General features: G+C 39.6%; 19 protein-coding genes and 1 pseudogene. 10 read left to right on the plus strand and 10 right to left on the minus strand.

Going from position 1 to position 21,489, the window contains the following annotated elements; all coding sequences use genetic code 11:
* Positions 1-11: 11 nt before the first annotated feature.
* From JN11_RS12975 to JN11_RS12995, 5 genes are all read right to left on the minus strand, one after another.
* Positions 12-815, minus strand: a complete 804-nt coding sequence (locus JN11_RS12975; RefSeq protein ID WP_144913172.1) for an undecaprenyl-diphosphate phosphatase — start codon at positions 813-815, stop codon at positions 12-14.
* Between the two features lie 89 nt (positions 816-904).
* Complete coding sequence (locus JN11_RS12980) at positions 905-1,180, minus strand: DUF3098 domain-containing protein (protein WP_144913174.1); 276 nt, start codon at positions 1,178-1,180, stop codon at positions 905-907.
* Between the two features lie 94 nt (positions 1,181-1,274).
* Positions 1,275-2,153 carry a cell division protein FtsX gene (locus tag JN11_RS12985; RefSeq protein ID WP_144913176.1) on the minus strand — a complete coding sequence of 293 codons (879 nt, stop codon included), beginning with the start codon at positions 2,151-2,153 and terminating at the stop codon, positions 1,275-1,277.
* A gap of 220 nt (positions 2,154-2,373) precedes the next feature.
* On the minus strand, positions 2,374-2,931 hold the full coding sequence (locus JN11_RS12990) for a DUF922 domain-containing protein (protein WP_144913177.1): 558 nt from the start codon (positions 2,929-2,931) through the stop codon (positions 2,374-2,376).
* Between the two features lie 15 nt (positions 2,932-2,946).
* Positions 2,947-3,885 (minus strand): SPFH domain-containing protein, encoded by a 939-nt coding sequence (locus JN11_RS12995; protein ID WP_144913179.1) that lies wholly within the window; start codon positions 3,883-3,885, stop codon positions 2,947-2,949.
* Between the two features lie 92 nt (positions 3,886-3,977).
* Between JN11_RS12995 and JN11_RS13000 the strand changes: the two genes are divergently transcribed.
* Positions 3,978-4,163, plus strand: coding sequence for a hypothetical protein (locus tag JN11_RS13000; protein ID WP_144913181.1), 186 nt, complete (start codon positions 3,978-3,980; stop codon positions 4,161-4,163).
* Between the two features lie 16 nt (positions 4,164-4,179).
* On the opposite strand, the gene JN11_RS13005 is transcribed toward JN11_RS13000, so the two are convergent.
* Both JN11_RS13005 and JN11_RS13010 read right to left on the minus strand, forming a co-directional pair.
* Positions 4,180-5,376, minus strand: a complete 1,197-nt coding sequence (locus tag JN11_RS13005) for a CapA family protein (RefSeq protein ID WP_144913182.1) — start codon at positions 5,374-5,376, stop codon at positions 4,180-4,182.
* A gap of 275 nt (positions 5,377-5,651) precedes the next feature.
* Positions 5,652-6,227, minus strand: a complete 576-nt coding sequence (locus JN11_RS13010; protein WP_144913184.1) for a C40 family peptidase — start codon at positions 6,225-6,227, stop codon at positions 5,652-5,654.
* Between the two features lie 380 nt (positions 6,228-6,607).
* Here JN11_RS13010 and pdhA point away from each other — a divergent pair, with 380 nt between their 5' ends.
* Together pdhA and JN11_RS13020 are read left to right on the plus strand one after the other, a co-directional pair.
* A complete protein-coding gene (pdhA, locus tag JN11_RS13015; protein ID WP_144913186.1) occupies positions 6,608-7,603 on the plus strand; it encodes a pyruvate dehydrogenase (acetyl-transferring) E1 component subunit alpha in 996 nt (331 codons plus the stop codon).
* 47 nt (positions 7,604-7,650) lie between these two features.
* Entirely contained in the window at positions 7,651-9,309 is a 1,659-nt protein-coding gene (locus tag JN11_RS13020) for a pyruvate dehydrogenase complex dihydrolipoamide acetyltransferase (RefSeq protein ID WP_144913187.1), read from the plus strand.
* Positions 9,310-9,494: 185 nt separating this feature from the next.
* Here the strand turns inward: JN11_RS13020 and JN11_RS13025 are convergent, their stop codons facing one another.
* On the minus strand, positions 9,495-11,024 hold the full coding sequence (locus tag JN11_RS13025) for a serine hydrolase (protein WP_144913189.1): 1,530 nt from the start codon (positions 11,022-11,024) through the stop codon (positions 9,495-9,497).
* Positions 11,025-11,224: 200 nt separating this feature from the next.
* Between JN11_RS13025 and JN11_RS13030 the strand changes: the two genes are divergently transcribed.
* The 3 genes from JN11_RS13030 (at position 11,225) to JN11_RS13040 (ending at position 15,992) form a co-directional block, all read left to right on the plus strand.
* The gene (locus tag JN11_RS13030) at positions 11,225-13,414 is read left to right on the plus strand and encodes a S9 family peptidase (RefSeq protein WP_144913191.1); all 2,190 of its coding nucleotides are present in this window, start codon (positions 11,225-11,227) and stop codon (positions 13,412-13,414) included.
* Between the two features lie 149 nt (positions 13,415-13,563).
* Positions 13,564-14,367, plus strand: a complete 804-nt coding sequence (locus tag JN11_RS13035) for a helix-turn-helix transcriptional regulator (protein ID WP_144913193.1) — start codon at positions 13,564-13,566, stop codon at positions 14,365-14,367.
* A gap of 92 nt (positions 14,368-14,459) precedes the next feature.
* Positions 14,460-15,992 (plus strand): serine hydrolase, encoded by a 1,533-nt coding sequence (locus tag JN11_RS13040; RefSeq protein ID WP_144913194.1) that lies wholly within the window; start codon positions 14,460-14,462, stop codon positions 15,990-15,992.
* 86 nt (positions 15,993-16,078) lie between these two features.
* On the opposite strand, the gene JN11_RS13045 is transcribed toward JN11_RS13040, so the two are convergent.
* Together JN11_RS13045 and mutY are read right to left on the minus strand one after the other, a co-directional pair.
* Positions 16,079-16,465, minus strand: coding sequence for a single-stranded DNA-binding protein (locus tag JN11_RS13045; RefSeq protein ID WP_144913196.1), 387 nt, complete (start codon positions 16,463-16,465; stop codon positions 16,079-16,081).
* Between the two features lie 22 nt (positions 16,466-16,487).
* The gene (mutY, locus tag JN11_RS13050) at positions 16,488-17,534 is read right to left on the minus strand and encodes an A/G-specific adenine glycosylase (RefSeq protein ID WP_144913197.1); all 1,047 of its coding nucleotides are present in this window, start codon (positions 17,532-17,534) and stop codon (positions 16,488-16,490) included.
* Positions 17,535-17,687: 153 nt separating this feature from the next.
* Here mutY and JN11_RS13055 point away from each other — a divergent pair.
* From JN11_RS13055 to JN11_RS25000, 4 genes and pseudogenes are all read left to right on the plus strand, one after another.
* Positions 17,688-18,008, plus strand: a pseudogene (locus JN11_RS13055) (HU family DNA-binding protein); the annotation flags it as partial.
* Between the two features lie 8 nt (positions 18,009-18,016).
* A complete protein-coding gene (locus JN11_RS13060; RefSeq protein WP_144913199.1) occupies positions 18,017-18,895 on the plus strand; it encodes a tetratricopeptide repeat protein in 879 nt (292 codons plus the stop codon).
* A gap of 218 nt (positions 18,896-19,113) precedes the next feature.
* Entirely contained in the window at positions 19,114-20,664 is a 1,551-nt protein-coding gene (locus JN11_RS13065) for an Rne/Rng family ribonuclease (protein WP_144913200.1), read from the plus strand.
* A gap of 317 nt (positions 20,665-20,981) precedes the next feature.
* Positions 20,982-21,284 carry a DUF6438 domain-containing protein gene (locus tag JN11_RS25000; RefSeq protein WP_449406740.1) on the plus strand — a complete coding sequence of 101 codons (303 nt, stop codon included), beginning with the start codon at positions 20,982-20,984 and terminating at the stop codon, positions 21,282-21,284.
* Positions 21,285-21,489: the final 205 nt, after the last annotated feature.

Consider the following 21,489-nt stretch of genomic DNA (forward strand, 5'->3'; position numbering starts at 1 on the left):
CTCCTTTTTATTTATGCTGTATGCAATGCGTTTGTTGTAAAATAAAGGATAATGATAACAATCCCAGCTATTATTCTATAAATGCCAAATAATTTAAAGCCTTTCTTCTCTAAAAAGGTAATAAAGCTTTTAATGGCCAATAAAGCCACTATGAAGGCAATCACACTACCAATAAGTAAATACTGAATATCCTGGTGCAGCTGATCGCTGGTAAGGGTATTGTGTTTGTGAAAATCCCACAGGTCCTTTATAGTAGCGCCGAACATGGTAGGCACTGCCAAAAAGAAAGAGAACTCAGCAGCAGCAGTACGACTCAGTTTCTGCGACATACCCCCAACTATAGAAGCCGCCGAACGTGAAACACCCGGTATCATAGCCAAACACTGAAAAAAGCCAATTTTTAGGGCGGTAAGGCGACTAATTTGTTTTTCTTCCATAACGGTCGGCTTGTTAAACCATTCGTCAACAAATAAAAGGATGATACCACCTAATACAAAAGCAATGGCCACAACCAAAGGGCTTTCCAATAGTTTGTCGATATGTTTTTTAAGCAGTAAGCCTAAAATCACAGCAGGTATAACGCCGATGATCAGCTTAATATAAAAATCAACCGAACGGAAAAAGCGTTTAAAGTAAAGCACTACCACGGCCAGTATAGCGCCCAGTTGGATAACAATTTCAAAAAGCTTTACAAATTCATCTTTGCTGATGCCCATTAATGAGCTGGTAATAACCATGTGCCCGGTTGATGATACCGGCAAAAACTCCGTTAATCCTTCAATAATAGCAAGGATAATAACCTGGATAATGTTCATTGTGTGTGTTTATAGGTTGATTGAGTTAGACTATTTGATTGAGTTGACCGAATAAAACCATTTACCCAATCAACTTAATCAACCATTCACTAATTGGTGGTTGGCTTTTTGAAAATAGCAAAGAATCCTATTGCAAAACCACCTAATACTACCAGTGGTGCAATAACAATTTTGGTAGTGCTGTAAATATCGGTAGTACCAGACATCAGTATAAAACCAAATGCCACAACTGCAATGGCAATTATCAGAAGGCGATAGTTACCCTTATCAAAAATAAAATGAATTGAACTTGAGTCAGGAACTTTGGCTGCAGGTTTAGCAGTAGCTGCTGTTTTTACCGGACCGCTTGGTTGTTTTTGTGCCATGTTATAATATTTTTTATTTTATTTAATGATCTTTTTATTAAAGAAGCTTCTGCTTAAATCCGAAATCGAAAATCCGATCTCCGAAATCAACAGTCTATCTGTATAAGTTGTATATTTTTAAACGTAAAAACTTGTTCACCGCCAAAAAGGTACTGAAGCCTGATATAAAGATACCCAGCCCTATAATTACCACAAATATGAGCCCAAATTCTGTATAGTTTCTGAGGATAATCAGATCCGGAATTTCCTTGTAGGCGAGTGACAGGGTACCCAATAAAATTATTATAGCAATCAGGGCACCCAAAATACCATGCCAGATGCCATACAAAATAAACGGCTTACGGATAAAGCCCTTAGTGGCACCTACCAACTGCATTGATTTAATTAAAAATCTTTGCGAGTAAATAGCCAGTCTTATAGTATTATTAATCAACGCTACTGAGAGTATTACAAATATACCCGCAAAAGCCAAAATAATTAAGCTGATAGTAGTAATATTCTGGTTCATTTGGTCAACCAGTGATTGTTGGTATTTTACTTCTTTAACCAGTGGATTTTTGAGCAGCTGTGTTTTAAACTTTTCAATGTCGGCATTGTTGGCATAATCAGCCTTCAGGTAAACATCCAGTGATTGTGATAGCGGGTTATAGCCCAAAAACTTCACAAAGTCTTCACCCAGATCTTTCTGAAGATTGCGGGCAGCCAGTTCCTTACTTACGTACTGGGTTTGTTTTACCATTGGGTTAGCGTCCAGTTGTTTTTGCAGTTGCAACACATCTGTTTCATGCGCGGCATCATCAACAAAAATATTCAGTACAATATTTTCCTTTACATAGCGCGAAAGGTTATTGGCCTCAACCAAAATCAGGCCCAGCAGCCCAACCATTGACAGCACCATGGCAATACCAAAAACAGTTGATATATATATCGTTTTAGTCTTTTTTGCTGATGCACTTGCTTCAAACTCTTCCATTTTTTTATTTAGATATGAGATGTGGGATATGAGAATTGAGATAAAACCATCGTTTAAATCAACCTCAACTTCCTATAACACGCTGTTATGTCGCGAAAATAAGAAACCTTATCCTAAAGGTAAAAGTTTATCTGTTATTATTACGTGCCATGCTGGCAAATAGGTAAGGGTTTAACAAAATTTAACAGGGAATGTTAAAAGTGAATGTAATCCTACACAATTAACGCCCATCATCAACAGACGGTGCGTATTCCAGGCGTTTTTTAAAATAGGCGTTCCAGCTTTGCTGTTGCTGCCGGTTTACCATATGCTGGGTATCCTCATCATAATCGTGGTTCAGTTGTTTGTATTTGGCATCAATACGATTAAAAATTGCTGATGCCTGTGCTTGATAATCGGCATAAAAAACGGTTTTGGTAACCGCTCTTAACAACTCTTGCTGCTCCATGTAAGCAATAATATAATGCCCCTGTTCGTGCCGTAAAATTTCTGCAAGCATAGCTGGCGAAGTAATCTGCCGCTTGTCTATCCATGATTTATTATTGTTCATAGTTAGCTCAATATCAAAACTAAGCAGGTAATAATTTTTTTCCCGGCGGGCCTGATACTTAAAATCAATAGAGCAATTGGTATAGGCAACTACTTCTCCACCGTAGCTACCCGGTATTCCTCTAAAATCATCAGCCGTTAAAGTGCGGTAAGGCTGCGCCATGCCGCTAAAAGCAGCAAATCCTAAAAAAAGTGTAACAACCCACCGCACTACCCTAAGATCCATCATTAGCAAAAGTAATTTTTACTTTTTGACAGGTGCACTATGCAATTGGTTTAACGCCATCATTTCTTTCATGGTTTGTTGCATAGCATCGGTTGATCCATCTAAGAATATAACATTACCGGTTGAGTTTTCAGCAAAGTGTTTAATGGATTCTGTCCACATGGTAAATAATATTACCGAAGTATCCATGTTAGCCTGCTGCATTTCTTTTGCAGCCACTGACATACCCTTGGCCACTTCCTCGCGGAATAAAGCCACACCTTGGCCGCGCAATTGTGATGCCTGGCGCTCAGCCTCAGCCGATATCTTAATGGCATTACCTTCTGCTTCGGCAGCTTTGGTTTTGGTAATCAATAATGCTTGTCCTTCGTTTTCGGCAGCGGCTTTCAGGTTATTGGATGCCACTACCTGGCTCATTGATTTCATAATTACTTCATCAAAAGTAATATCATTCAATTGCAGATCCTGCAGGTGATAACCCCAACCTTCCAGTATTACATCCAGCTGCTCTTTTACGTGTTCAACAATGTCACGTCTTAATATCAATACTTCTGATTGGCGTTTGGTAGCCACAAATGCCCGGATAGAACCTTCAACCGTACGGATCAGCGCCTGCATCAGGTTACGCTCGTCAACAAATTTAAAGGCAACATTTTTAATGGTTTCTTCCTGCTGATCTAATACCGAGTACAGCAGCATCGCCTTAAAATAAACATTGGCCTGGTCAAACGTTACCGCCTGGAACTCCAGCTCAACAGAGCGATTCTGGATAGATATTTTTGAATAAATGGTTTCAATAAACGGAATCTTAAAATTTAAGCCCGGTGTAAGTATGCGGCGATACTTACCAAAAACAGTAATTACTACTATAGTGCCTTGTTTAACAGACACAAACGATGAAAAGATTATCACCGCTAAAATAAAAACAACAATTAAAAAGCCTATTTGAGGTGTCATAGCTAAGATTTAAAAATCCAATAAATGTAAAATAAATTATTGGAGTGCTATTTGTTTTTTATAAAAAGCTTTTATAAAAATGGCAATCTGTTATGAACTTAAAACGAACTTTTGGAGCAATACTTACGGTGCTTGGTATAATAGGACTAATTTTTACCGGCGTAGGGATAATTAATCATAATGCACAAATTACTACGCTTATAGTAGTAGGTATTATAGGTGTATTATTTTTCTTTACAGGAATAAGCCTGATCCGGACTACCAAGGATGAGATTTAGAAATCCCCAATTAAAGTTAAAATTTTTCTTTGCCGGCAACAGCCATTAAATTAATATTGGGAGTAAGCTGTCCATCATCAGAAATATTTAAACCAGATTCAGGAAAATCAGCTTTGGTGAGCATTTTTATACGATTTACAGCACGATTTAGGGTATCCGTTTCCAATCCTTTATTATGGGTTTGAATGTTGGAGATGATGCGCCCTTTTAAAAATTCACCCTTTCTATTAACGTAAACTTTCAGTAATGGTGCATAGCCGCAAACACCGCTAACACTTACACTTTTATAGGTGCAAAAATTACCCAGGCTGTAAGCAATCAGCCGGTTTTTATAAACTTCCATGGCCCGGCAAACATGCGGGCCGTTACCTAATATAACATCGGCACCTGCATCAATGGCATTATGGGCAAAAGCCCTGACGTCTCCCCGTTTTTCACTGATATATGATTCGGCTGCCAAAGGCACATGCTCATAAGCAGCACCTTCACCACCGCCATGGAAAGATACAATTACAATATCGCACTGTTGTTTAAGTTGCTGAATAACCGATGCTGCATTTTTAAGATCAAGAATAGACAGCGTTTGGCTATTAGGCGCAAAGGCACAAAAGCCATAAGTAACACCATTCACCTTAAATATAGACGATGGATGGCTAACCTGGCCGCCATATTCAATACCCAAACTATCCAGCACCCGCATAGTATTAAATCGCCCGGAATCGCCGAAATCGCCAATGTGGTTATTAGCCAGGCTCAGTACATTGAAACCGGCATCTTTCAAAACACCGCCAAAAAACTCCGGCATTCTGAATAAATAGGCTTTACTCTTTAAATTTAATTTGTAATGAGCCGGGGCTCCCGTATCTGCTAATGCGCCTTCCAGGTTACCAAAGGTAATATCGGCACCATGCAGCTCATCACTAACATTTTTAAGACCATTGAATAATTGGCTGTCGGGCGGCAGTGTTCTATTATCAGGATAAGAAGAGCCCAGCATAATATCGCCAACGGCGGCAATACAAAAAGAATCGCGTTCAGCAACCTTTGGTTTCTCAATAAGCTGCTTCTTTATTTTTTTAGAGTGATGAATGGCTTGTTGCTGAGGAGCTCCATCCTGACAGGATGAAAAAAATAATGCAAAACCAATTACTAATAATAACAGACGCCCCTTCATCAAAATATTTATCAATTTATTTTTAAATTCCCTTTTCAAAGCTGACAGGATTTTAAAATCTGGGGTGAAATTAATATTTTGACTTCAATTAAAGCTGTTTTTGTTTTAACATCTCCATTCCTAAAAGTTGTTAAACGCACATCATCATTCCAATCTTCAGCTTACCTTGTTAGCAAACAACGCTTCATTTTACTTTTATACGCAATTGATGAGCAAACAGTTAGCAATTCCCTGCAACTTAAAGTCGTAACAATAAGGCAAAAAAAAATCCTTCCGGGGAGGGAAGGATTTTTTAATTCAGGTTTATAATTTCACTAGTTTTTGTTATTGTCTTCTTCTTTTTCAAGCTCCACTTTCAAGGATTCCAGCATACGGCCACCACGATAAAAATAGCGTTTGTAGTAAGCATCATCAAGGCTGCTGATAGCTACACCTCGTGATGAGGCATGAGCAAAACGGTTATTACCAAGGTAAATACCCACGTGTGATATCCGGCGGCTATGGATTTTAAAGAAAACCAAATCGCCTTCTTTCAAATCATCCCTTTTAACCGGGCTAACCATGCTGAATATATCGCGCGAATTGCGTTCAATATCCATATTGAATACCTGGCTGTATAATTCTTTTGTAAATGCAGAGCAATCTATACCTTTTCTTGAAGTTCCGCCAAAACGGTAAGGAGTACCGATCCAGTCGTAAACAAAGTGAAAAAGTTTCATGTTGGAAGTTGCAGAAAGCGCAACGCCCATAATTTGCGATAAATAATCTTTTGCTAAACTTTCCTGATCGTCGGATGTTTTCTCGTCAGTTTGGGTTGGACTGATTTTTGTTTGAGCCTGTGTGGCTAATACACTGAAAAATAATGCAATAACGATAGTGAGTTTCTTCATTTAACTAAAGGTTTGTTGTTTTTTGCCAACAAATTGTTTATTAAATTATACACTTTGTGTACTGTTGGCTACAAAACTATTCAATTTTTCTAAAATTGCAACTAAATGACTATTTTTTTTCAACATTTGTAAACTTTAATAATCATTTAAAATATTGCCTATTACGTAAAGCTTTTTTTACAAAAATCCCCTCATCGTGGAATTTCCGGGGTACAATTTACTCAGTCATTTGTACGCAGAAAGTAATAATAGGGTTTGGATTGAATATAAATAACTCTTTTTGAACAAAATCACGTGTAACAAATCTTTCTCAGTTTCATATTTTCAAGGATATAATTAGATTTGCGCTTTACTCAGAAATTTGACCGTTTTAATATAACATGAGTTCAATCGAAATAAATAAGGACACATACCTGATGTGGTATGAGGCAATGCTTTTAATGCGAAAGTTTGAAGAAAAAGCAGGACAACTTTACGGACAGCAAAAAATAAGAGGCTTTTGCCACTTATATATAGGGCAAGAGGCTGTTTTAGCCGGAGCAATGTCTGTATTAAAACCAGAAGATAGTTTGATAACCGCTTACCGTGACCACGCCCACGCTATAGCAAAAGGAGTATCATCAAACTCTATTATGGCCGAGCTGTATGGTAAAGCTACCGGATGCTCAAAAGGTAAAGGTGGTTCTATGCACATGTTTTCAAAAGAGAAACATTTTTATGGTGGCCACGGTATTGTTGGCGGCCAGGTACCACTGGGTGCAGGTATTGCATTTGCTGAAAAATTTAAAGGCACTGAGTTTGTAAACGTTGCTTACATGGGCGATGGTGCAGTACGTCAGGGTGCGTTAACCGAGACCTTTAACATGGCAGCACTTTGGAAACTACCTGTAATATTTGTTTGCGAAAACAATGGTTATGCAATGGGTACTTCTGTTGAACGTACCACTGCTGATACTGATATTTATAAATTAGGCTTACCATATGGTATCCCTTCATCACCTGTTGATGGAATGGACCCGGCAGCTGTTCACAAAGCGATGGACGAAGCTGCTCAGCGTGCCCGTGCCGGCGAAGGACCAACTTTCTTAGAGATGCGTACTTATCGTTATAAAGGTCACTCTATGTCCGATCCGCAAAAATACCGTACTAAAGAAGAGCTGGAAGCTTATAAAGCGAAAGATCCGATTGAATTGGTAAGACATACTATTACATCAGAAGGTTATGCTGATGAAAAATGGTTTGAAGAAATAGATGCTAAAGTAAAGGCAGAAGTTGATGAGTCGGTTAAGTTTGCTGAAGAGTCACCATGGCCTGAGGCTGAAGAACTGTACACCGATGTGTATGTACAAAAAGATTACCCTTACATAATGAGCTAATCATTACCTTTAACTGAAATTTAAAAAAACTATTGATCAAATAATATATGGCTGAAGTAGTTAAAATGCCAAAAATGAGCGATACCATGACCGAAGGGGTATTGGCTAAGTGGCATAAAAAAGTTGGCGACAAGGTAAAATCAGGCGATGTATTAGCCGAGATTGAGACCGATAAGGCCACAATGGATTTCGAATCGTACCAGGACGGCACTATACTTTACATTGGTGTTGAAGAAGGTAAAGCGGTGCCTGTTGATGCCGTTATTGCCGTTATTGGCAAAGCCGGTGAGGATTATAAAGCGGTGCTTAGCGCAAGCGCAACGGCTGCCCCTGCTGCAGAGGCTCCAAAAGCTGCTGAAGATAAAAAAGCCTCAGCACCTGTTGAAGCTAAACCAAAGGTTGATAAATCAACCATCCCGGCTACTGTTATCCGTATGCCTGCCCTTAGCGATACCATGACCGAGGGTGTGATAAACAAATGGAACTTTAAAGTTGGCGATAAAGTAAAATCAGACGACTCACTGGCTGATGTGGAAACCGATAAGGCTACCATGGAAGTAGTAGGTTACGAAGCTGGTACACTTTTATACATAGGTCCTAAAGAAGGCGAAGCTGCTCCGGTAAATGGCATTATAGCTATTATTGGTAAAGAAGGTACTGACATTACTCCTTTACTGGAGGATGACGCACCCGCAGCTGCAAAAACTGCTGCTCCGGTTGCAGAAACTGCTGCTGCTGCTGAAACAGTGAGCGATACTACATCTTCGTCAGAAGATGACAGCCGCGTAAAAGCATCTCCACTGGCACGTAAAATAGCTAAAGAAAAAGGCATCAACCTTAATGATGTAAAAGGATCTGCCGAAGGCGGCCGTATCATTAAGAAAGATGTGGAAGAATACGTACCGGCTGCTAAAGCTCCTGCTGCGGTTGCTTCATCAGTACCATCACCGGTGGCTGCACCTGCTTCAGGTTCTGCTCCTGCTGCTCCAAAACAAACTATTGTATTGCCAAGCGTTATTGGCGAAGAGAAATTTACCGAGAAACCGGTTAGCCAAATGCGCAAAGCCATTTCAAGGCGTTTGTCTGAAAGCTTGTTTACTGCTCCGCATTTCTACGTAACCATGAGCATTGATATGGACGAGGCTATTAAAGCGCGTACCCGCATCAATGAAGTAGCTCCGGTTAAAATATCATTTAATGATTTTGTAGTGAAAGCTTGTGCTGTTGCCTTAAGACAACATCCTGCTATCAACTCATCATTTTTGGGCGATAAGATCCGCTTCAACGAGCACGTTAACATTGGTGTTGCCGTAGCTGTTGACGAAGGCTTATTGGTACCGGTTATTAAATTTGCCGATAGCAAAACATTCAGCCACATCAGTGTGGAAGTAAAAGAGTTTGCGGCAAAAGCCAAAGCTAAAAAACTGCAACCTAACGAAATGGAAGGCTCTACTTTCACCATATCAAACTTAGGTATGTTTGGTGTTGATGAGTTTACTGCTATTATTAACACGCCAAATGCCTGTATCCTTGCCGTTAGCGGTATTCAGCAGGTTCCGGTTGTTAAAAATGGTGCAGTAGTACCAGGCAACGTAATGAAAGTTACCCTAAGCTGTGACCACCGTGTGGTTGACGGCGCAACAGGTGCTGCATTCCTGCAAACCTTAAAGGGATTACTGGAAGAACCGGTTAGACTATTGATTTAATTTCGGAATTCGGAAGTTCGATTTCGGATTTAAGAATATAAAATAAAACAGCGATGAGTTTTGATACTCATCGCTGTTTTTGTTTTAGGAGAGCCCCCTCTAAATCTCCCCCGGTTGGGGAGACTTCAGCTTCATAAACGTTTATTCTTTTAAGTCCTCCCTACCGGGGAGGATTTAGGTGGGGCCTAGTCTTTCTTAAAATCGTAAGGATTATACTCTACAAAGTTTGCTACCTTAACACGTACGCCCGTTACCTGACCGTTTTTTACTGTAAAAGGAAATACAGCTTTGCCAAATGTTGGGTCACTAAAAGTTACGTAGAAGCGATTGCCACCCAGCGGTTGTAAATGGGCATACATGCGCACATGATGTTCAAAGCGGATCTCTAAATCATTATTTGTGCCCTGGGTAATGGTCATATGGCCATATAATTCATTACTGTATTTACCGGTATAGGCAGTTATTGGCAAAGCGGGTATTGGATTTAAGGCAACTGAATCGCGCAGCTTTTTATCGTTTTCCTGCTCCTGGGTTTCATTCGCTTTGAATTTCTCTAAATAGGTATCGCTATAATTACGGTAAGGCATTTTTAAATAAGCATCTAAAATCTCCCATCGCAAAGCCTCGTAAAGCGCATTTTGATCTGTATTGGTTAAAATGATTATCCCTAAGTGTTCTTCAGGTACCAAAGTAACTGATGACAGGTAACCATTCACCCCACCATCATGCATCACCAGTGACTTATTATCATAATCCTGCAAAAACCAACCAAGTCCGTACAGTTCATAATTGGTTTCCCCACTCAGGTGATGTATCTGCCCCACAATATCCTGCGGCTCGCGAGTTGTCTTTATGGCCGCAAGCGGAATCACTTGTCTTGCACCCACTTTACCGTCGTTCAGTAAAGCCAGCACCCACTTGCTCATATCGTTAACAGATGAGCTGATGGCTCCGGCAGGTGCCAGTCCATCAATCTGGCAATAGGGTATGGCTGATAATCTGCCATCAATAAGGGTATGTGGTACGGTTCGGTTCAGCTGTTTGGGCATACTGGCAGTAAGCGCAATAGTGTTGATCATGCCCAGCGGCGCAAAAATATTCTCCTTAATATACACTTCCCAGGGCTTACCGGTAACCACCGGAATAATTTGCCCTGCCGTTAAAAATGCCGAATTGGTATATCCCCATTTGGTACGAAAGGGGTAGGTAGCCTTTACTTCGCCCAGTTTTTCAATAATCTGTTCGCGGGTAAGGTCTGTGTTATAAAAAGTAAAGTCTCCCTGAAAAGTCTGCAGTCCGAGGCGGTGGCACAACAAATCGCGGATGGTTGCCATTTCGCCGGCAGGTCTATTCTCCAGCTTAAACTGGGGCAGGTATTTGGTGACCTTATCATCTAATGATAGTTTGTTTTGTGTTTGCAGCATAGCAAGAGCTGTGGCAGTAAAAGCTTTGGTATTGCTGCCTATCATAAAAAGGGTATTGATATCTACCTTAGCCGGATCGCCCAATTCTTTAATGCCATATGCTTTCATCAGCACTACCTTGTTATCCTTCACAATACAAACCGCGGCACCCGGTATGCGCCAATTGGTCAATGCGCGGTTAACATAGTAATCTAAACTGTCATTAACAAACTTACTCCTGTCAATATGCTGGGCATAACAGCATGTAATACCAACAAAAAGAAGAAAAATAGGAAGAAGTATTTTTTTCATAACAGTAATTTTGAGATAACCTTACACTAATTCAATCAAATTATAATAAATTCACATTCTCAGCCTATTTAATCGTCTTTATTTTGCGTAATTCGCATAAATTTCGTTCCGGTTGGCATTAGCTCCATGCTAATTTAATGGAATTTTTACTTGATCTGATATATTAAGAATAGAAAAACTGAAAACTAAACTATTGACTAATGAATTTTAAAATTTACCGTTCAGTACTTTTTTCAATTGCTTTTTCAATGCTGATGCTTACGCAACTGGTAGTGAAGGCACAGCGAGGCAAAACGCATTGGGCTACTGATGGTTACCAGTATTATCGCGCCCAGGGTGGCGAGATTGTAGAATTGGACACCCGCGACGCCAGCAAGAAAACTGTATTGGTGAGCAAAGAAATGCTTACCCCAGCCGGAAAGCAGCCACTGGCTGTTGCCAACTTTACCCTGTCAAACGATGGGCAAAAGGTTTTAATATTTACCAATACCAAAAGGGTATGGCGCTATAATACCCGCGGCGATTATTGGGTGTATGACATAGCTGGCAAGACGTTAAAACAACTTGGCGTGGGCAGGCCTGAATCATCATTAATGTTTGCTAAACTATCGCCTGATGGCGCAAAAGCAGCTTACGTTAGCGAGCATAATCTATTTACTGAGGACCTGGCTACCGGAATCATTAAACAATTAACCTTTGATGGCACTGATAAGCTTATCAACGGTACTTTCGACTGGGCTTATGAGGAAGAGTTTGACTGTCGTGATGGATTCCGCTGGTCGCCTGATAGCCGTACACTGGCTTACTGGCAGATTGATGCTAGCAAAATAAAAAAATATGAAATGCTGAATACTACCGATTCCATTTACCCTTTTGTGGTTCCGGTGGAGTATCCAGTTGCCGGCGAAGACCCAAGTTCATGCAAAATTGGCGTGGTTGATATCAGCTCCGCTAAAACAACCTGGTTAAATATCCCGGGCGATGCTGTGCAGCATTATATCCCACGTATGGAATGGACTACCAACTCAAACGAGGTTATTCTGGAGCAGCTAAACCGCGCTCAAAACGAAAGCAAGATATTTGTAGCTAACGTATCAAACGGTACAGCAGCTTTACTTCACGAGGAGCATGATAAGGCCTGGATAGATGGTAAATCACGCTGGAATGGCGGCGATCCTACAGGCTGGGAATGGATTGAAAAAGGAAAATCTTTTATTTGGGTGAGCGAAAAAGACGGATGGCGTCATATCTACAAAATTGATCGCGATGGTAAAGAAACATTAATTACCAAAGGCGATTATGATGTAATAAGTCTTACCCTGCTTGACGAAACAGGTGGTTATATCTATTATTCCGCATCGCCTGATAATGCGACACAAAAATACCTGTATCGCATAAAAATTAAAGGTGGTAAAGCTGAGCGCTTAACGCCTGCTGATGAACCAGGAACTCATAATTATGAGATATCGCCTAATGGCAAAATAGGGCTTCATAATTTCTCTAATATCTATACGCCCCCACTAAGTGAAGTAGTCAGCCTGCCTGAGCATAAGCACTTAAGCGGAGCTGAAATTAAACTGAACACCGAAGCCAAAAACAAGCCTGAATTTTTCAAGGTAAAAACTGTTGATGGCATTACCATGGATGGCTGGATGGTTAAACCAACCCATTTCGATTCGACCAAAAAATACCCGGTTGTATTTTATGTATACAGCGAACCAGCCGGAGCAACCGTTACCGATAGCTACGGCAGTGGCCGCAACGGCGAATACGTAGGCAATATGGCCGATGACGGTTACATCTATATCTCTTTGGATAACCGCGGCACACCTGCGCCCAAAGGTGCGGAATGGCGCAAAGCTATTTACAAAAACATTGGCATTGTGAATATTGAAGACCAGGCAATGGGTGCTAAAGAAATATTAAAATGGCCATTTATTGATTCCAGCCGCGTAGCCGTATGGGGATGGAGCGGTGGTGGTTCATGCACATTGAACCTAATGTTCCAGCATCCGGAAATATATAAAACTGGCATTGCTGTAGCCGCAGTGGGCTGGCAGCTAACTTATGACAATATTTACCAGGAACGTTATATGGGCGTGCCTATTGATAGTGCAGGTAGAGCCGTATTTATAAAAGGATCGCCGGTTACTTATGCAAAGAACCTGCGCGGTAACCTGCTATACATTCACGGAACAGGTGATGACAACGTACACTACAAAAATGCGGAAATGCTGATTAACGAACTGGTGAAATATAATAAGCAGTTCCAGCTGATGTCATACCCTAACCGAACGCACGGTATATTTGAAGGAGCAGGCACTACCCTGCATTTACGCACACTGTATACCCAATACTTAAAAGAACATTGCCCTCCGGGAGCAAAATAAATCATCCTCTTTGGTGAAAACATGGAAGCGGATAACTGAAAGGTTATCCGCTTTTTTTATGGATAATATTTAAAATAGCCTTACCTTAAGCTTTTTGTAACCAATAATAAAATCATAAACCCAACAATATATTCTTCAGGCATAACACTATGTTAAAATATCGGGAATACCAGGTAAATAATAAATTAGCTGTATTTATAAAGAAGCTATGGGTATTGGATAATATGGATAATGCTTTTGAAGTGCCTGATAAATCTGTTCTTCCAAACGGATGTTTTACCATCGCTTTTATTGAAGGCCGGGGACTTCAGGTCAAAACAAAAAAGGCCGATGTATTCCTTAAGCCGGGCGTTTATTTTTGCGGGCAAATTACCGAAGCTATTACGGTAAATATTCTTCAGCATAGCAAAGCAACCATGGCCCAGTTATTTGCATGGGTACCAGCTCACTTTACCAATTTGGATATGAGCCAGTTTACTGACTTAATAATTCCATTGGATGATACTGGTATCAGGCTTTCTGAAAATCAGGCAAATCAAAATAACTATACTAACCGGCAGATCATCAAATTTCTGCATACTAACTTTAAAGGCTTATTTAATAAGGATACTACGCCCCTGGTAATCAACAGCTGTAAACTGATACTGGACTCAAAAGGCGAAATAGGCGTTGCCGAAATTTGTAAAAAACTAAACTGCTCATCACGTTACCTGCAAAAAAAGTTTAGTGCCCATATTGGTTTAAGTCCCAAAGAGTTTGCAATCATCATAAAACTTCGAAACGCAGTTGATGATATAGCCTACCCTGCTGATGATACCATCCGCCTGACACAATTGGCACTGATGAATAATTTTTATGATCAGGCGCATTTTAACAATACCTTTCAAACTATTGTAAAAACGTCGCCACGTAAGTTTAATGTTCCGGATTACCTGTTGTCTTTAAAAAAATAATTGCGGCTGTTCGCATTTTTCCAATTTATACTTTTTGCCGCTGTATATTTTTGCTGAAGCATATACAAATACTTTAAAAACCAATCATAACCATGCATATCATTAATTTCAATACCAGTAAACCAAGTCGCATTCATCGGCTCAAATATATTTTTCCTATATTAATTGCTTTGATGTCGGTCAATGTTTCCAAAGCACAGGTGAGCGAAAACTCAGAACTCTTTAAAACATTAAAGACAAAAGACAGCCTGGTATTTAACGTTGGCTTTAATCAATGTGACATTAACCAGTTTGACCAACTGATTAGCAATGATTTTGAGTTTTATCACGATCAGGGCGGAGCCTATCTAACAAAAGTCGATTTTATTAACAGTATTAAAACCAATATCTGCGCCATCTCTTATAAGCCCCGTCGCGAATTAGTAAAAGGCAGTTTGAAGGTTTACCCTCTATACAAAAACGGAATACTGTACGGCGCCATTCAAATGGGCCGTCACCGCTTTTATGCCATTGAAACCGGCAAGCCCGAAAGACTAACCGGAATTGCGCTGTTTACCACTTTATGGATTAAAACCGGCGAAAACTGGCAAATGAAAAGAATACTGAGCTACGATCATAAAGAGGAGCCAACTGACGAAAATGCGGGTATTTCCTTTTTTGATAACCGTGAAGCCGTAAATCAATGGCTGGCTGATAATAAAGTTCCTGCCGTTGGGATCGGTATTATTGAGGATGGCAAGCTTAAGGATGTAAAAGTGTTTGGCGAATTACAAAAAGGTGATGCAGCTCCTTTTAATACTATTTTCAGCATAGCTTCGCTAACCAAACCCATTACAAGTATGCTTACACTTAAATTGGTGAGTATGGGTAAATGGGATTTAGATGAGCCGCTTGATCATTATTGGATTGACCCTGATATTAAGGATAATCCATGGCATAAAAAATTAACCACCCGCATTATACTGAGCCACCAAACGGGCTTCGCCAACTGGCGTTATTTAAATGCAGATAAAAAACTAGCCTTTCAATTTGAACCGGGAACAAAATATCAATACTCTGGCGAAGGCTTTGAATACCTGCGCCGTGCGCTTGAACATAAGTTCCACACCACATTAGATAAATTAGCCGATTCATTGATATTTAAACCGCTGCACATGCAGGATAGCCACTATGTGTGGAGTGATGCCATTGATACCGGCAGGTATGCGCACAATTTTGACCCGAAAGGAAATATGTTACCTGTTCCAAAAAACAAGAATGCTAACGCTGCCGATCTGGTCAAAACTACCATTGCCGATTATGGTCAGTTTGCCGCTGCCGCGATGAACGGAAAACTTTTTTCCCAAAAAGTTTATAACGAAATGATAACCCGCCAGGTACACACCAAGGGCGATAAATACATGGGGCTTGGCTGGGAAATTTATGATATGGGGAACGGTCAATACGCATTGGGGCATGGTGGAAATGAGGATGGGGTACATACCCAGGTGTTTTTGCTCCCGCAATCAAAAAAAGGTATCGTAATATTCACCAATGTTAGTGACGGTTACAAGCTTTATACCAAAATAATTGAAGATTGCCTTGGTGAAGATGGAAAAAGGATAATTGATATCGAATTAAAGTAATATATTCCTGAACTATATACAATAGTAAAGGCCACTTTGGTGATTTCAAAGTGGCCTTTATAGTAATATTAATTCCCGTTGGCATTTCAGGGCTGATCCACTTTGGGAGTCTGACGAACCGGGACTCCATCATTTTCAAAATCCGTTTTGCGGCCAAGCAACGTAAAGTTTTCGGCAACAACTTCGGTAGTATATTTTTTTATGCCTTCCTTGTCTTCAAAAGAGCGTGTACGCAATTTGCCTTCTATGTAAACAAGTTTTCCTTTCTGTAAAAATCTGGCAGCAACATCAGCAAGACCGCGCCACATCACAATGTTGTGCCATTCAGTTTGCTCAACCTTTTGCCCATCCTTATTAAACGTTTCGGAGGTTGCCAAAGGAAAGCTTACCACCGAAACACCACCTTCGAGCGACCGCGCCTCTGGATCTTTCCCCAAATGCCCCACCAATATTACCTTATTTACACCCGACATATTTTAGATCAAAAAAATTATATTACAAATTAAAAATATTTTTTATAAATAAAAAAATGATTTTTGGTATTGCTAATTTTTTAAGATCTTCAGTAGTAGTAAAAAAGTATTGCTCTTTTAATTTAACTGGTTGATTTTTAAGTACAAAAACTCTCACATAGAGCCTTTGATGGGTAAGTATATGCTTTTTCAAAGGCAAAATTTCTGACAAAATAATACCCTGACCGAAAACCTCTTTAACCATTGGTAAAGAAAACAATTCATCAGGGGTAGGTAAAGTATCTGTTTCAATCAACGGCAAGTCGTACATATTGGCCCAAATATCTTTTTCACCTCTTTTATTCATCAGTACTTTATCTCCGTCGGTAATTAAAAAATAATTAAAGTAGCGCTCGCGTATCTTTACTTTATTCTCTTTAACAGGTAAACTGCTTACCGCATTATGTAAAAAGGCATAACAACCCTCCCTTATCGGGCAAATGCCACAGGCAGCATTTTTGGGCTTGCAAAGCATAGCACCAAATTCCATCATCGCCTGGTTATGAAGGCCGGGTTGTTGCTCATTAAGCAAATCATTTGCAGTTTGCTGAAATATTTTTTTTCCTTTCGGACTATTGATAGGTTCGCTGATTCCAAAATACCGGGCCAGCACCCGATAAACATTCCCATCCACCACAGCTTTTGCTTCGCCTGCTGAAAATGACGCAATAGCCGCCGCCGTGTACTCCCCAATGCCTTTTAATTTCAGTAATTCATCATACCTTTGTGGAAAACTACCATTGTAGTTATCCATAACCATGCGGGCAGTTTTAAGCATATTCCGTCCTCGCGAATAATAGCCTAAACCCTGCCATAATTTTAACACATCATCCTCAGAAGCGGCAGCAAAATGCTGCACATCGGGGTAGTGTTCCAAAAACTTTCGAAAATACGGTAGTCCCTGTTCCACACGTGTTTGCTGTAATATAATTTCAGAAAGCCATATTACATAAGCATCAGTAGTATGGCGCCAGGGCAGGTCGCGTTTATGCTGCTGATACCATTGTATCAATTCATTTGTAAAGCTCATTTTTTGATTAAAGTAACAGCCAAAGCAAGCCTTTTTTTTGGTAAATAAGCTTGAATAAAGTCACATTTTTGTGGGTATTAAAAAAAATATGTTAATTATTTCAATCTTTAGGAATAAAGAGATACTTTTGCAACCCCAAAACAGTTAAGTAATTATATAAAAAATAAAAGAAAATCAGATATGACTAAGGCAGAAATTATAACTGAAATCTCATCCAAAACAGGCATTGAGAAAGTGGACGTGCAGGAAACTGTTGAGGCGTTTTTTAAAGTTGTTAAAAACTCAATGGTTGGTGGCGAAAATGTTTATGTAAGAGGTTTCGGAAGTTTTGTTGTAAAGAAAAGAGCTAAAAAAACTGCGCGTAATATTTCAAAAAATACTGCCATCATTATTCCTGAGCACTTTGTGCCAAGTTTTAAACCAGCCAAAACTTTCGTTGATAAAGTTAGGACCGGAAACAAAGTAAGCAAATAATTAAGAGTATGCACAAAAAACAAATAGTTGTAGTTCTAGTGGTTTTCGCTATTATGGGCTATTTGTTTTTTTTGCCTGTTAAAGGAATTGTAAAACACAAAGAAGCAGACGGGCACACCAATTCAACCACTACAGCGCAAGCGAGGCCAACGGCCAATGTAACGGTAGAAATGGTATCAACAGCAGCAAAGGCTACTATTGGCCCGGCATTATCGGCTCAAATAACAGAAACCGAAGGGCAACTGAAAAACGCTGGTGACGATGCCGCCAAAGTAAGTTTAGAAAGAAAGCTGGCCAAACAGTGGGACGATGTAAATCAACCTGCACCGGCAGCGTTTTATTACCAGGCTATTGCAGGTAAAGAAAACACTTTCGAAGACTGGTTTACGGCTGGAAGTCATTATAACGACGCTTTTAAATTTACACAAGACACTTCAGCGCAACCGGCATTTGTAACAAATGCTATTGCCTGTTTTAAAAATGCAACCAAGCTAAAACCCGAAGACCTGAGTGCAAAAACAGGATTGGGAATTGCTTATGTAAACCAAACAGCTTTAGGCATTACCGATCCGGATGGGGGTTCGCCAATGCAGGGAATTATGTTACTGCTTGATGTAGTTAAGCAGGATCCTAATAACCGCAATGCGAATTTAAGTTTGGGTATGTTTGCCATGAAATCGGGCCAGTACCAAAAAGCTGTACAAAGGTTTAAAAACATTATTGCACAAAAACCCGAAGTTGAACCGTACTTTTACCTGGCTGAAAGCTACAAACAACTGGGAATGAAAAAGGAAGCTATTGCAGCTTACCAAAAATGCAAGGAGATGATGCCTGATGCGGCATTTGATCAACGCATTGATGAGTATATAAAGGAATTAAAAAATTAGTAACAAATTAAAACATTAGTATTATGCCGAGCGGTAAAAAACGTAAAAGACACAAAATGGCTACCCACAAACGTAAAAAACGTTTAAGAAAAAACAGACATAAAAAGAAATAAGCTGGCACCCCAGGCTTATACATCTGTTTTTAGGACAGGTAATTTTGTTTTTTACCCACTTATTAACGTGCGGCTTTTTAGTCGCTTTAAGAAATGGAGTAGCAGTTGATAAAAGAATTAATTATCGATTCATCCCCCAGCGGGACTACTATTGCATTATTACAGGATAAACAGCTTGTAGAACTTCATAAAGAGCAAGTCACCAACAATTATACTGTTGGTGATATTTACCTTGGCCGTATCAAAAAGATAATGCCAGGGTTAAATGCTGCTTTTGTGGATGTAGGCTACGAGAAAGATGCCTTTCTGCATTACCTTGATCTTGGCCCGCAGGTGCAAAGCCTGCTAAAGCTAACTAAACAGGTACGTACAGGAGGTTATCAATCAAAGCTTTTAGATAATTTTAAGCTGGATGCTGATATTAATAAGGGAGGAAAAATCTCTGAAATATTAACTAAAAACCAGCTTATCCCTGTTCAGATAGCGAAGGAGCCAATTTCAACGAAAGGCCCCCGCTTAAGTTCAGACCTGTCAATTGCCGGTAGATATGTAGTATTAGTACCTTTTTCGGAAGTTACCTCTATCTCAAAAAAGATAAAGAGTAATACCGAACGTAACCGCCTGCGCAAAATAGTGGAGAGCATTAAACCAAAGCATTTTGGGGTAATTATCCGCACTGTTTCTGAAGGTAAGGGCGTTGCTGAGCTGCAAAAAGATTTGCTTGATCTCATTTCAAAGTGGGAATCTTTCATTACCCGTTTACCTGCTGTTGAACCGGCAAAAAAGGTGCTGGGTGAAATTGACCGTACCTCAACTTTGTTACGGGATATTTTAAATCCGGACTTTCAGCATATTTATATAAACGATAATAGTTTACACGAGGAGATTCGCTCATACATACATGAGATATCGCCGGAAATGGAAAATATTGTGCGTTTGCATAAAAACAGTGTTCCTATTTTTGAACACTATGGGGTTGATAAGCAAATAAAATCGGCCTTTGGCAAAACAGTAAACCTGGCAGGCGGTGCTTACCTGGTTATTGAACATACCGAAGCGCTGCATGTTATTGATGTAAACAGCGGAAATCGTACAGCCAGCAAAGAAAATCAGGAAGAAAACGCATTTCAGGTAAATAAAGAAGCGGCTAAAGAAATTGCCCGCCAGTTGCGCCTGCGCGATATGGGTGGCATTGTGGTGATTGACTTTATTGACATGCACAAGCCGAACAACCGTAAGGATCTGTTCGATTACCTAAGGGCCGAAATGAGTCATGACAGGGCAAAGCACACTATTTTACCGCCAAGTAAATTTGGCCTGGTACAAATAACCCGTCAGCGTGTAAGGCCAGAAATGAATATTGTAACAAGCGAAGTTTGCCCAACCTGTAACGGTACAGGAACTATAAGGCCTACTATTTTGCTGCTTGACGATATTGAAAACAACTTTAACTATATTTTGGTTGAGCAGAACGAAAAGAGCATAACGCTTTCCGTTCACCCTTATATTGAAGCCTACATTAAGAAAGGTTTCATCAACAGGCAAATGAAGTGGTTTATGAAATATGGCCAGTGGATCAAAGTAAAAAGCAACCCTGCTTACCAGATTACTGAGTTCCACTTTTTCTCCAGCAAAGACGAAGAGATTAAATTGTAATTTGCGAATTTGCAGATTACAGATGTGCGGATGCCTTTAAAAGTATCCGCATTTTTTTGTTTTAAATGCGAGCTAATATGACTCTTTGTTCCACCTTTGGAACAAATGAACCAGTATAGATTTTGATCAGACGTATTCCTTTATGTTAAAGATTGTATCTTGTTTTAAAATGTAATAAGCGGATGAAATATACTTTAGTATTATCAGTCATCATACTTTTAATGTCCTGTAAAAAGGTTATCCATCAAAATAATGAAATCACAAAAATAGAATTGGCAAGAAGTGGCGCATGATCTGATTTCGGAGCAATAATTAGTATTGATTCATCCTTAAACTATAAATACTTTGGAGATTATGGACACGTGAAACAAGGGTGCTTTACAGGAAAAGTTACTCGTCAATTTTGGGACACATTAAATCAAAAGTTTGAGGAAATAAAATTTAAAACAGCTGCCCCTTATTCCAAATTAGTTTTATCGGATGCTGACTATTTCGAGCTTATTATCTATTGGAGAAATGGAAAAAGGAAAATAACAAGGTATTGGGATGGTGGACAGGAGCCAGTAATTGCAGTATTTAATTGGTTAGATAGTAGCTACAAAAATATAAGATTGAAATAGGTTGATAGTCAGTTCAAATTTGAAACAACAGCTCATCGACAATTTAAGCCAAAAGCTGATCAGTTAAAATTCCCCACTCAATAATTAAAAATTCAAAACGATAAGCGAATTATTGTTTTACGATGTAAAATAGAAGGCGAGAGTATACTAATATTTTTAGTAAAACATATTATTCTTTCCGATTTAATCCGCACATTTGCACATC

It is taken from the genome of Mucilaginibacter frigoritolerans (genome assembly GCF_007830615.1).
GTDB lineage: Bacteria > Bacteroidota > Bacteroidia > Sphingobacteriales > Sphingobacteriaceae > Mucilaginibacter > Mucilaginibacter frigoritolerans.

Coding starts and splice junctions, on each gene's coding strand:
- JN11_RS12975 (WP_144913172.1), bottom strand. CDS start 815: ATGAACATTATCCAGGTTATTATCCTTGCTATTATTGAAGGATTAACG.
- JN11_RS12980 (WP_144913174.1), bottom strand. CDS start 1,180: ATGGCACAAAAACAACCAAGCGGTCCGGTAAAAACAGCAGCTACTGCT.
- JN11_RS12985 (WP_144913176.1), bottom strand. CDS start 2,153: ATGGAAGAGTTTGAAGCAAGTGCATCAGCAAAAAAGACTAAAACGATA.
- JN11_RS12990 (WP_144913177.1), bottom strand. CDS start 2,931: ATGATGGATCTTAGGGTAGTGCGGTGGGTTGTTACACTTTTTTTAGGA.
- JN11_RS12995 (WP_144913179.1), bottom strand. CDS start 3,885: ATGACACCTCAAATAGGCTTTTTAATTGTTGTTTTTATTTTAGCGGTG.
- JN11_RS13000 (WP_144913181.1), top strand. CDS start 3,978: ATGAACTTAAAACGAACTTTTGGAGCAATACTTACGGTGCTTGGTATA.
- JN11_RS13010 (WP_144913184.1), bottom strand. CDS start 6,227: ATGAAGAAACTCACTATCGTTATTGCATTATTTTTCAGTGTATTAGCC.
- pdhA (WP_144913186.1), top strand. CDS start 6,608: ATGAGTTCAATCGAAATAAATAAGGACACATACCTGATGTGGTATGAG.
- JN11_RS13020 (WP_144913187.1), top strand. CDS start 7,651: ATGGCTGAAGTAGTTAAAATGCCAAAAATGAGCGATACCATGACCGAA.
- JN11_RS13025 (WP_144913189.1), bottom strand. CDS start 11,024: ATGAAAAAAATACTTCTTCCTATTTTTCTTCTTTTTGTTGGTATTACA.
- JN11_RS13030 (WP_144913191.1), top strand. CDS start 11,225: ATGAATTTTAAAATTTACCGTTCAGTACTTTTTTCAATTGCTTTTTCA.
- JN11_RS13035 (WP_144913193.1), top strand. CDS start 13,564: ATGTTAAAATATCGGGAATACCAGGTAAATAATAAATTAGCTGTATTT.
- JN11_RS13040 (WP_144913194.1), top strand. CDS start 14,460: ATGCATATCATTAATTTCAATACCAGTAAACCAAGTCGCATTCATCGG.
- JN11_RS13045 (WP_144913196.1), bottom strand. CDS start 16,465: ATGTCGGGTGTAAATAAGGTAATATTGGTGGGGCATTTGGGGAAAGAT.
- mutY (WP_144913197.1), bottom strand. CDS start 17,534: ATGAGCTTTACAAATGAATTGATACAATGGTATCAGCAGCATAAACGC.
- JN11_RS13060 (WP_144913199.1), top strand. CDS start 18,017: ATGCACAAAAAACAAATAGTTGTAGTTCTAGTGGTTTTCGCTATTATG.